This window comes from Lapidilactobacillus concavus DSM 17758 (genome assembly GCF_001435835.1).
Taxonomy (GTDB): domain Bacteria; phylum Bacillota; class Bacilli; order Lactobacillales; family Lactobacillaceae; genus Lapidilactobacillus; species Lapidilactobacillus concavus.
The window spans coordinates 1-11,409 of the sequence record NZ_AZFX01000048.1; the positions used below are offsets into that span (position 1 = coordinate 1).

Annotated in this window: 11 protein-coding genes; all 11 read right to left on the bottom strand. The window is 39.9% G+C overall.

Annotated elements, in window-relative coordinates:
- Window positions 1–106: 106 nt before the first annotated feature.
- The gene (locus FC15_RS05270) at window positions 107–1,288 is read right to left on the bottom strand and encodes an ROK family protein (RefSeq protein ID WP_057824655.1); all 1,182 of its coding nucleotides are present in this window, start codon (window positions 1,286–1,288) and stop codon (window positions 107–109) included.
- A gap of 158 nt (window positions 1,289–1,446) precedes the next feature.
- Window positions 1,447–3,723 carry an alpha-xylosidase gene (yicI, locus tag FC15_RS05275; protein WP_057824656.1) on the bottom strand — a complete coding sequence of 759 codons (2,277 nt, stop codon included), beginning with the start codon at window positions 3,721–3,723 and terminating at the stop codon, window positions 1,447–1,449.
- Between the two features lies 1 nt (window position 3,724).
- The gene (locus tag FC15_RS05280) at window positions 3,725–5,206 is read right to left on the bottom strand and encodes a glycoside hydrolase family 1 protein (protein WP_057824658.1); all 1,482 of its coding nucleotides are present in this window, start codon (window positions 5,204–5,206) and stop codon (window positions 3,725–3,727) included.
- A gap of 15 nt (window positions 5,207–5,221) precedes the next feature.
- Window positions 5,222–6,103 carry an ROK family protein gene (locus tag FC15_RS05285; RefSeq protein ID WP_235803340.1) on the bottom strand — a complete coding sequence of 294 codons (882 nt, stop codon included), beginning with the start codon at window positions 6,101–6,103 and terminating at the stop codon, window positions 5,222–5,224.
- 12 nt (window positions 6,104–6,115) lie between these two features.
- Complete coding sequence (locus FC15_RS05290; protein ID WP_057824663.1) at window positions 6,116–6,934, bottom strand: alpha/beta hydrolase; 819 nt, start codon at window positions 6,932–6,934, stop codon at window positions 6,116–6,118.
- 6 nt (window positions 6,935–6,940) lie between these two features.
- The gene (locus tag FC15_RS05295) at window positions 6,941–7,993 is read right to left on the bottom strand and encodes an alpha-L-fucosidase (protein WP_057824665.1); all 1,053 of its coding nucleotides are present in this window, start codon (window positions 7,991–7,993) and stop codon (window positions 6,941–6,943) included.
- Complete coding sequence (locus FC15_RS05300; RefSeq protein WP_057824666.1) at window positions 7,960–8,520, bottom strand: glycoside hydrolase family 3 N-terminal domain-containing protein; 561 nt, start codon at window positions 8,518–8,520, stop codon at window positions 7,960–7,962. The genes FC15_RS05295 and FC15_RS05300 overlap by 34 nt, the downstream gene beginning before the upstream one ends.
- Before the next feature lie 2 nt (window positions 8,521–8,522).
- A complete protein-coding gene (locus FC15_RS09275; RefSeq protein WP_201779853.1) occupies window positions 8,523–9,080 on the bottom strand; it encodes a beta-xylosidase family glycoside hydrolase in 558 nt (185 codons plus the stop codon).
- Entirely contained in the window at window positions 8,996–10,045 is a 1,050-nt protein-coding gene (locus FC15_RS05305) for a glycoside hydrolase family 43 protein (protein ID WP_201779854.1), read from the bottom strand. Before FC15_RS05305 ends, FC15_RS09275 begins: the two co-directional genes overlap by 85 nt.
- A gap of 191 nt (window positions 10,046–10,236) precedes the next feature.
- Window positions 10,237–10,884 carry a ribulose-phosphate 3-epimerase gene (gene rpe / locus FC15_RS05310; RefSeq protein ID WP_057824668.1) on the bottom strand — a complete coding sequence of 216 codons (648 nt, stop codon included), beginning with the start codon at window positions 10,882–10,884 and terminating at the stop codon, window positions 10,237–10,239.
- 112 nt (window positions 10,885–10,996) lie between these two features.
- Window positions 10,997–11,409 (bottom strand): phosphoketolase family protein (locus FC15_RS05315; protein ID WP_476737427.1); only part of this gene is annotated, 413 nt, incomplete at its 5' end.

The following is an 11,409-nucleotide window of genomic DNA, read 5'->3' on the forward strand; positions in this document are numbered from 1 at the left end:
TTTTTGTCTACTCTGGTCTAGGTCACAGGGTGTTGCACTTGAATTGTAAACTCGGGTTGTTTTTAGAAATCACTAAAGGCTTACATCTAGAAAGATTTCCCTATCTTTACAATCCCAAATCGCTTAAATCAATCTTTGCAAAATTTAAATCGCCCTGCGTAACGCGTAAAATATTTCCAATAATAATGGATGCACCACCAAGGAGAATCGCATAACGAGAATTCTTCAAAAGCTCTACTTGCGTTTTATCCTTCGTAAGTGATGGAATATAATTACGAATGGTATCAAGTAATTCGGGAATATCAGCGATTAGATTTGAATTTAAGACCACTTTTTCAGGATCAAGCGCCACGATGGTATTATATACAATACTTGCAGTATAGAAGCAAAATTCGTCAATGATATTGCGCACAATTACATTGTCATCGTTATATAACTGCTTCAAATCATCGCGGTGTAAATTCTCAATAGCTGTACTGTCAGCGATTCGTTTTAAAATTGCATCTTCTGAGCAATAAGATTCGATGGACTTAGCTTCACCTTTTTTTTGACCTTTATCATAAATCAGCGAATGCCCGATTTCACCTGCTTCACCACGAATACCAGTGTAAAGGCGATTTTTGATAATAATTCCGGCACCAATACCCTTATGAATACTGATACACACAAGATTATCAACTTCAGACTGACTTTCAAAGTCGCGTTGATAAATTGCGGAAAGATTAGCCTCGTTTTGTAAAAGTACTGGTACTTGAAAACGTTCAGTTAAAACCTTAGCCACATCAATATCCTTAAAATCAATATAGGGTGTATATAACACCTGATTTTCGTGCACAATACCATGGATGGCTACCGAGACTCCTAGAAGGCCATGTCCAACTGGTGCCTGCGCGGTAAGTTGATGCCCGGTAATATCAATAAAGTCTAAGCGTTCTTCAATAGAAATTTCACCAACACGATGATGTGCAAAACTAATGATGCTGCCATCAATACGATTCATCATCACATCAATGTAGTTAAATCCCATATCAAAGCTTAAAACGTAACCAAAATTAGCATTAAGCATTAGCATAGTTGGTTTGCGACCACCTCGTGAGGAACTATCTCCACGTCCAAGCTCTTCGAATAATTCTTCATCGATTAATTCAGCAACAATTTCCGATACAGTTACTTTATTTAACTTTAAGTTTTTTGAGACCTGACTTCGTGAGATCGGCCCTTTGCTAAATACTTCTTCTAGAACACGTCGTCGATTTAACTCACGAACTAAGCTTTTACTCGTTTCCACCCCATCAATCCACCTATCTAACTGACTATGATTATATCTGATTTCATCATAGGTAAGTTAGCCTAACAAATCAACGTCAATTTGCACAAAGAAATGCTAACTTTTTAGGTTACTTTTGAAAGCGCTACATAAAATCACAATCTCATAATTAACGCGGTTTACGCGAGGTCAAAATCCCCGTTTTTACCTGTAAACGAGAAGTCAGTGACTTGTTCATCTTCATGAACTTTGACTGTAAAATCTTGTAAGCAATCGGAGGTAAGCTTAAAGGTTTGGCCCTTGCGAGTAACTTGAACATGACCAACAATTTGACCATAAGTATCTGTTAAGATACGTTCATGATCGCCATCTTCTAAGTTATAGAGATGGATAGTTGGTGCTTTGGTGTAGTCATAGTCAGTTGTGTTATCCTTTTGTCCTTGGATTAAAACTGTGTTTGGCCGTACCAATAATGGTAAATTCATATAATCGTAAGTTTCTTCATACCATTTACCGCCTTGATAAACTTTACCATCTAACAGACTAATCCAGTTACCCTTTGTATTAGGAACATAGAATTGGCCAAGACCTTCAGTATTAAAGATTGGTGCTACTAACAAGCTGTCACCCAACATGTATTGACGGTCCAAGTCCTCAGTAACTCGATCATTAGTGAATTCCAAAATCATTGAGCGCATCATTGGAACTCCTGTTTCATGTGTTTCGTGCGCTTGAGCCATCAAGTATGGTAATAATGATAGCTTTAATTTTGTGAATTTGCGCGATACTTCAACGGCTTCTTCACCATATAACCACGGAACCTTGTACTGATTACTGCCATGGTAACGGCTATGTGAAGATAATAAACCAAATTGTGTCCAGCGCTTGTAGATGTCAGGATCTGCTTCAGCTTCAAAGCCAGAAATATCATGAGCCCAGTAGCCAAATCCACTCATACCAAATGACAAGCCCGCACGTAATGATTCAGCCATGGATGGATAATTTGATGAATTATCGCCACCCCAATGAACTGGATACTTTTGTGAACCAACTGTCGCTGAACGTGCGAATACAACTGCTTCTTTTTCGCCTTTAACCTTAGCAATGACGTCATAAACTGCCTTATTGTAGAGCAAGGTGTAGTAGTTGTGCATCAATTCAGGATCAGAACCGTCGAAGTATTGAACACCTTCAGTTGGAATACGTTCGCCAAAATCAGTCTTAAAGCAGTCGACACCCATATTTAGGAGTGTTTCCATCTTGCCTTGATACCAAGCAGTTGCTTCTGGATTAGTAAAGTCCACGATAGCCATACCAGCTTGCCACTTGTCCCACTGCCAAACATCGCCGTTTGTCTTCTTGATGAAGTAGCCTTTAGCTTTGCCTTCTTCAAATAGCGGTGATTTTTGACCAATGTATGAGTTTAACCAAACACAGATTCTCAAGCCTTTAGCTTTCAAACGTTTTAACATTTTTTCTGGTTCTGGGAACTTGCGCTCATCCCAAACAAAATTGCACCATTCTAATTCGCGCATCCATAAGCAGTCAAAATGGAAAACAGATAACGGAATATCGCGTTCAATCATGCCGTCAACAAACTCATTGACCGTTTTTTCATCGTAATCGGTAGTAAATGAAGTGCTTAACCACAAGCCGAATGTCCAAGCTGGTGGCAAAGCAGGTTTGCCAGTTAGGCCGGTATAGTTTTCCAGCACACCTTTCATATCGGCACCACCGATAACCGAATAAGTTAATTCTTCTGCAGGTACGCTGAATTGCACCCGAGAAACTTTTTCGCTACCAATTTCATAGCTAACTTTTCCTGGTGTATCAACAAAAACACCATAGTTACGGTTACTAATATAAAACGGAATATTCTTGTAAGCTTGTTCTGTACCTGTTCCGCCATCGGCATTATAAATATCAACCGTCTGTCCATTTTTGATAAAGTTGGTAAACCGCTCACCTAGACCATAAATTTTTTCACCAACATTTAAGACTAATTGCTCACTAATGTGTGGTAATCCTTCAGGATCAGTCACCAAAGCTTTAGCCCGATCGGTAGATTCAGTCAAGAGTTTGCCATCATAGTAGTATTTAAAGTCGATTTGACGGCCACGGCTTACGACTAACTTGGTTTTACCACTAACGAAAGTACATGTATCGTCATTAACTTCAATTTCAGGCGTAACAGCCTGCGTGTTTAATTCAAAAGTAGGCCGCTTTTCTTGCTCACCATGATAATGGTACAGTTGTGTTGTAATCACATCTGGTCTTGGGCTGGTAACTTCAATTGTCATCAACCCACCATCAAGGGTGGCACCCATATTATCGATATAATTAAAAGGCGCATATAAAATCAACTTATTGCCTTTAACTTGGACATCATAAATATGCTGTGCATATTTGACATCATAGCCGTCCTTAACTAGCCAGCCACCATTTAAAAATTTCATCTTACTGCTCCTCACTATCTGCTGTAATTTGTGCACCATTTTGAGCAATTAATTGTTGATACCAGTAATAACTAGCTTTAGGAATACGTTTGAGATCTTTTTGACTGTCATCATCACGGTTCACATAAACAAAACCATAACGCTTCTTATAGCCATTCAACCAACTTAAGATATCTGAGAATGACCAAGCACAATAACCAATCATTTCAACACCATCGGTAATTGCTTCTTTCATGGTTTTGACGTGCTGGGCTAAATAATCAATTCGATATTGATCGTCTACTTTGCCATCGACGAGTTCATCAACTGCGCCCAACCCATTTTCAGTTACGAAAAGTGGCAAACGGTATTTCTCGTAGACTTGACGTAATGCTACCCTAAAGCCTACTGGATCAATTTCCCAACCCCAAGCTGTTTTGTCGAGATACGGATTCGAAACCGAATTGAACATTGGCACTTCTGGCGATTGTGCCTGATCAGCTTTAGGTTGCATTAAATAAGGATCCGTTGCTGAAAAGTCTTTTTGCTCAGCTTCTTTAACTGGTTTTTGGAGTCGATTTGTTTGTACAGTTCCACCATGATAATAGTTAATGCCTAGAAAATCAGGCTTTGCCGACTTCAATAATACTTGATCATCAGCAGTAATTTCAGGAGCAATACCAGCTTTTTGCAACTGTTTTAGCATGAAGTATGGATACTCACCCCGGCAATAGACATCTAGCCACCAATTGTTGTTAAAATCATTGGCATTAACCGCAGCAAGCACATCATTTGGATCTCCAGTCAGTGGATAAACTGGACCATAACCGAAGCTGGGACCAATTTGCCCATTTGGCACTAATTCATGAAATAAATTAATTGCGGTCGCATTGGCCAAGTTGATGATATGGTTAGCAGCATACATACGCTTGATATCAGTAACCTTCGGTGGATGCTGTGCCCAACGATAGCCCATAGAGGTAAAGACATTTTGTTCGTTGAACGTGACCCAATATTTAACATCATCTTTAAAGGCCGAAAACAATGTACGACAGTACTTTTCAAAGGCCGGAATAATTTCTCGTGATCCCCAACCGTTATACTTTTTTTGTAAGGCTAGAGGCAAATCCCAATGATAAATTGTCAAAACGGGTTCAATCTGATTTTGCTTGAGTAATGTAATCAGCTTGCGATAAAATGCCAATCCCGCTTCATTAACGTCACCTTCACCATCAGGAATAACACGAGACCAAGCTACCGAAAAACGATAGGCTTTTAGTCCCATTTTTGCCATTAAGGCGACATCTTCTTCGACACGATGATAATGATCAATTGCGACATCACCAGTCGTGCCTTTAAAGGTGTTACCAGGTTGATGTGCATACTCGTCCCAAATCGACAAGCCTTTTCCATCTTCTTGATAGGCACCTTCAATTTGATAAGCTGCTGAGGCTGCACCCCAGAGAAAATTTTTTTGAAATTCATCTAATTTTTGATAATACATGGGTTTACCTCCGCTTTAATGAATTTGTTGTGCTAAATATAATGCACCTAATAATCCAGAATCATTATGATGTGCGCACGTTTTGAGGTCACATTTAAAGTCAGACCAGAAACGAATTCGATTCAGTGCGGCATTGATAATTGGCAAAAGCTTATCGTTTTGACTAATTCCCCCACCGATTAAGATCCGTTCTGGCGCATTCGTGACAGAAAGGTTAAAAATAGCAATGGCCACATAGTTCGCCCATTGATCAACCAATGTTCTAGTTTGACTGTCCGTATCAACTTCAGCCATGATTTGTTCACCACTAACTGATTCAACAGGCAACCGCTTGGTTTGTGCATAAAGTTTAACCAATGCGCTAGTTGAAGCTAAATCATGTAAAGTTGCCTCACCATGTTCAGAATAATCTGTCAACATCATGCCAAACTCACCCGCACGATACTGATAGCCATGTAAAACATGATCATTGATTACAATACCGCCTCCGACGCCCGTTCCCAAGGTAACAACGGCAAAATCGTGAACATCTTGAGCGTTACCGTTCAGCTTTTCAGCCAGAGCCGCACAATTGGCATCATTTTCGATCACTACTAGTAGGGCAACGTTATTGAGATGGGTTTTCAGCTCATCAACTAAATTCAGACCATCTAACTGATATAACGCACCAGCACGAGTAGCTTCACCAGTGTTGGGATTTATAAATCCGGGAAAACTAATTCCAATTGCGTCTAAATCTGATTGCTCATTGGCGATTTTAGCTAAATCTGAAAAAAACTGGTTTGCATCAACAACTCGTGTTTTAAACTTACCTTTCGTAATGACGGTTGCATCCTCTGCATAAATGGCATATTTGACGAAGGTGCCACCCACGTCGTAACAAAGATATTTTTTCATCATTGACTCCAATCAGAAATTATTGTTGACCCAAGTTGCAAATAAATCCGCCCAAACGCTAATCGTCGGTTCATTCCCGTAACCATTGCTAGCGATAGCAGTTTGTGGTGTTGCAAGACTTAAGCCATGCCCACCTTTAGGAAAGAGATGCATTTCAAATGAAACGCCATGTGCTTTTAAGGCACTAGCAAACAGTAAGGAATTTTCAACAGGAACAACATCATCTGTCACAGTGTGCCACAAGAAAGTTGGTGGTGTTGTCGCTGTAACCTGTTTTTCAATTGAAACTTTGTCCATCAATGCTTTATCTCCGTATTTATCACCTAATAAATTCTTAAATGACTCGGCATGACCTTCTTTGCCATCGCTGATAACAGCGTAACCCAAGAATAAGCCATTGGGTTTAATTTCTGCTGCCTTAAAACCATGTTCGGTAACCAAATCACGATCCCAGCTTGTAGCAAAATTTGCTGCTAAATGACCACCTGCGGAAAAGCCGGCAATAATGACTTTATTTTCATCTACGTGCCATGCTTTTGCATTATCGCGGATAAGTTTCATTGCGGTTGCAGTTTCAACTAATGCGACCGGATAACGCGCTGGAGCGACGCTATAACGCAAAATAAATGCGTTATAACCACGTGCCAAGAAGTCTAAAGCAACTGGCTCAGCTTCACGATCAGAAGTCATTGAGTAGCCGCCGCCCGGGCAAATTAGAATCGTTGGACGAACACGGCTGGGCTCGATTTCCTCGGAATTATCAGGAATATAGCCATAAAATTCAGCAGTCTTCGAAAGCTCCGTTTTCAAAGTTTCTTTAATTAATTGCATTGTTCATTACTCCAATACTATTTTGAGTCCAACTGGTTGATCTTGCTCAGTTGGTTTAATCTTAACAACCATACCTTCTGGCTTAATTTGCCATGTTGTTTCACCAGCACCAAGTTGAGACACAGATTTGATGACCCAATGAAATGGTGGTTCATTTTTTTCATCAAACGCATGAAAAGCTTTCAGGGTTACTGCTGTCTTATGTTGTGGATTCAAAACATAAGCATAAACCGCACCGTGGTTAGCAGTATAGCGGATATCTTGGACACCGTATTGCAATTTTGAGGTATCTTGGAACATACCTTCTGAGATATTAGTTTCGCCTTCACGCACAATCTTCCATGGTCGACTACCATAGATACCTTCACCATTTACTTTTAGCCAAGCACCAATTGCGGTTAAAATGTCACGGTCAGTTTGAGCAAAAGAACCATCAGCTTTGGGACCAACGTTTAGTAACAAATTGTCATTCTTGCTGACAACATCAATCAATGTAATCAAAATTTCATTGATTGACTTGTATTCGAGTGATGTGGTGTAACTCCACGAGTTATTTGCAATTGCCGTATCAGTTTGCCAATAAAATGGCTTGGCTTCTGCGAAACCACCACGTTCAACATCTGGAATACCAGTATCAAAAGCCATGCCATCATATTTAAAGCAAATACCAGTTGGGTGGTGATGCTTTTGTCCATGATTGTAATAATAAGCTGCCATTTCTTGGAAGTAAGGTTTAAAAGCTTGATGTTGCACCCACCAGTCAAAATAAAGCAACTCGGGTTCATAGCGATCAATAATTTCAACCACACGCTCTAACCAATCTTCAAGATATTGCGTGGTCGGATATGGTTGGCTAAATAAATCTTGATTATTTGGTTCAGGCATCGCCGGCCAATAAAAATCACCGTTTTTAAGGAGTTCATGGACATCACTGTCAAACTCTTTACCATGGCTCATCAACCACCAATGCTCAGCACGATGATTTGAGGTACAAAAATGTAAATCATGTGTCAAAGCCGCCTGTTTTAGCTCACCAATAATGTCACGTTTAGGCACCATTTCATTGCTGGCGTTATCGTGTTGGAGGTGCTGCCACGACCAACTTCATTATTATTGGCAAAAAAGTGCTTTGGTGCTGCTGCAACTTTGACATAATGGCCGTCATCTTGCAGGCCTCTAATTAAGCCACCACTAACTTGCCCGGTTAGATACGGATCTTCTCCATAACCTTCTTCATTACGTCCCCAGTAAGGATCACGCTCCAAATCAATCGTTGGTGCCCAAGGCATTAGCCAATGTTGCTTACCCGTGGCATTATATAATCCTCGTGCTTCATCAGAGATCACATTGCCAACGCGCTTTAACAGCTCCGGACTCCAAGTTTGTGACAATGTTAAGGGGATTGGAAACGAAGTCGTATGAAATTTCTCCCGATCAACAATACCATGGGCTGCCTCGCCACCAATATTAAATTCAGGAATGTTTAAACGTGAAATCGCAACTTGATGTGTTGACAATAAGCCAACTTTCTCCGTCACGCTCATTTGATCAACCAAACGCTTTGCTTCTGTTCTTGCCCAATCCATTCTTATAACGCCTCGTTTTCATTGATATTATACCGACAAGAAAAATGACTAAATGTTGCAAATGTTTCTTTAGAGTCAGTTGCAAACAAACCAATCATAACACCAGTAAAGTTGTCAGCGACCTCGCTTGATAGATATTTCGTTTCAGCATCGCCAAACTGATAATTTTCATGATCAATTGTCGCCGCAAACTGATAATGGTAAGCGTCACCAGCAATTTTTAGCGTAATCATTGCTTCAGGTTTTGCAGTGACCCGCTTTACAAATTGTTCTTGGTCCGCTGCACCCAGACGAATGCGGCGAAATAATGCATAACCACCCGCTATTTTACGCACAACCAAATCATAATGAATATCGTCAGACATATAAAGACTCACACCAGCTTCGCCTTGATCCAAGGTAACAGTAGTCGATAATTTAAAATTATGTTCTCGTTGACGCATAAAAATTGCGGTTGGCGAATGGTTTGTTTCATTTAAATTAAATTGATTGCCATGTAATTTAATTTGATTCGTTCCAACTTGATAATTATTTTCATCAGGATTTCGTAAAAAGACCATTCTCGCTTTAACTTGGTATTTTCAAAACTAAACTTCGGTAGTGGTTGTTGAACGATAGCCGCATCAATGCGATCCGTTGCGATTGTTTTGGGCGTTGTTTTATTTACGCCAGCACTAAACCAACCATTTTGGTCAAATGTGACTGGAACTAAGTAGACTTCACGACCAGTAATATGATGTTGTAACCAGCGATCAAGTTGTCTAAAGCCAAGATGCACTAACCACCAATTACCATTAGGATCACTAACTAAATCACCATGGCCACAGCCTTGAATCTGATAACCACCCAGATTGCGATTGGTTAAAACAGGATTTTGTTCAAAATTTTGGTATGGCCCAGTTATTTCTTGGCTACGCGCATAGACCAGCATATGACCATATTCCGTACCGCCTTCAGAAGCCAACAAATAATAGTAACCGTTGATTTTGTATAAGTGCGGGCCTTCAAGATAACGGCCACCGGCGCCTTGCCATAACGATTTTGAAGGCGTTAATTTTTGCCCAGTTTCTATATCAATTTCACATTGTGTGATCCCACTGACACCAGCATCATCTTCACCGTTACTCATGAAATAAGCATGACCATTTTCAAAATACAATGACGGATCAATGCCACCTTGTTCAACGTAAATCGGATCACTCCATTCACCATGGATGTCATCGGTCCAAACATAAAAATTACCACCGTAATCAACATTGGTAGTCATCATGTAAAAACGCCCCTCATGATAACGAATTGTTGGTGCGTAAATACCACCAGAAGTTGACGCTCCCTTCAATTCTAATTGGCTTTTGCGCGTCAAAACATGGCCGATTTGCTGCCAGTTTACTAAATCTTCGCTCTCAAAAAGAGGCACTCCAGGGAAATAATTAAATGAACTTGTCACTAAATAATATTTATTTTTCACTCGACAAATACTAGGATCTGGGTAAAAACCCGGAATAATTGGATCATGATAAATCATGGCCGACTCCTTAGTTAGTAAATTAAGATAACTAATATAATAGCGCAAAATGAGAGCACTTTCAATAATTTATCAATGAGAATTACTTGATATTTACTAAACACCCAATTCTCAAATTGATTATTTTACTAAAATAATCTGATATGTAAGAAAGCATTGGCTGTTATGAATCTTACAACCAATGCTTTCATTTACAGTGCTAACAATTTTTGAATCGGTTCTTGAATTCCATTTTTGAAAACATATGACCCAGCGACAAGCACGTTGGCACCCGCCTGTGTGCATAAAGCCCCTGTTTTCTCTGTAATCCCGCCATCAACTTCGATATCAAAATTATAATTATTTTCAATCTTTAACGCCTTGATAGCTGTGATTTTTGTTGTCATTTGCGTAATGAACTTTTGCCCACCAAAACCAGAACTGACTGTCATTACCAATACTTGATCGACAATCGGTAACAAATCCAGATATGGGGCGATATTTAAGCCAGGATCCAGCGCAATTCCCGCTTTTTTGCCAAGCTCGTGAATCCGTTCGATTAGTCGATAAGGATGCGCTGTTGTTTCGGGGTAAAAGGTCAATATATCACCTCCGGCATTAGCCGTATCCTCGACAATTTGTTCTGGTGCTTGCGCCATAATATGGCAATCAAGTACTAAATTGGTATGCGGACGTAGATCCTTAACAAACTTATCACCGAAATTGATATTCGGTACATAATGACCATCCATAATATCAACATGCAAATACTGAGCTCCAGCTGCCTCAACTGTTTCAATTTGCGCTGCCAATTTAAATGTATCCGCACTCAGTAATGACGGCGATACAATTGTACCCATAATTATTCACCTCGAAAAAAAGACGCTACAAGATGTTGTCACGTCCTTTTATTTTTTATTTATGAAACAAATTAGAGAAACTAGAAAGCTGCCGCTTGAACTCACAACTTGATTACTTCAGTGCTTCCCATTTCCAATTTTCAACTTCAGGTAAATCGGTACCTTCTGAACGAATATAAGCAGTATGTTCAGCCACTTTATCGTCCATCTTTTGAGCAAATTCACCAGCTTTAGCGCCATATACTGCGACAGCAACGTCTTTTGATAAGTTGAAACGGTCTAAGCCATTAAGCACACGCATATCAAATGGTGTCGTGATGTCGCCATCTTCACGGTAGCCATGAATCATGACATTGCGATTATGACGGCCAAAGAAGATATCGCGAATTAAGCCTTCATAGCCATGGAATGCAAAGAGAATTGGCTTGTCAGTAGTAAAGTAAGTGTCAAATTCTTCGTCACTCAAACCTGGATTGAAGTCAATATTTGAGACAGATTTTAAGAGACATTCAGAACCGCGTTTAC

What these genes read in the sequence shown, in the direction of transcription:
- yicI (WP_057824656.1), bottom strand. Translation starts at nt 3,723, where the DNA reads ATGAAATTTTTAAATGGTGGCTGGCTAGTTAAGGACGGCTATGATGTC.
- FC15_RS05280 (WP_057824658.1), bottom strand. Translation starts at nt 5,206, where the DNA reads ATGTATTATCAAAAATTAGATGAATTTCAAAAAAATTTTCTCTGGGGT.
- FC15_RS05285 (WP_235803340.1), bottom strand. Translation starts at nt 6,103, where the DNA reads ATGAAAAAATATCTTTGTTACGACGTGGGTGGCACCTTCGTCAAATAT.
- FC15_RS05290 (WP_057824663.1), bottom strand. Translation starts at nt 6,934, where the DNA reads ATGCAATTAATTAAAGAAACTTTGAAAACGGAGCTTTCGAAGACTGCT.
- FC15_RS05295 (WP_057824665.1), bottom strand. Translation starts at nt 7,993, where the DNA reads ATGGTGCCTAAACGTGACATTATTGGTGAGCTAAAACAGGCGGCTTTG.
- FC15_RS05300 (WP_057824666.1), bottom strand. Translation starts at nt 8,520, where the DNA reads ATGGATTGGGCAAGAACAGAAGCAAAGCGTTTGGTTGATCAAATGAGC.
- FC15_RS09275 (WP_201779853.1), bottom strand. Translation starts at nt 9,080, where the DNA reads ATGGTCTTTTTACGAAATCCTGATGAAAATAATTATCAAGTTGGAACG.
- FC15_RS05305 (WP_201779854.1), bottom strand. Translation starts at nt 10,045, where the DNA reads ATGATTTATCATGATCCAATTATTCCGGGTTTTTACCCAGATCCTAGT.
- rpe (WP_057824668.1), bottom strand. Translation starts at nt 10,884, where the DNA reads ATGGGTACAATTGTATCGCCGTCATTACTGAGTGCGGATACATTTAAA.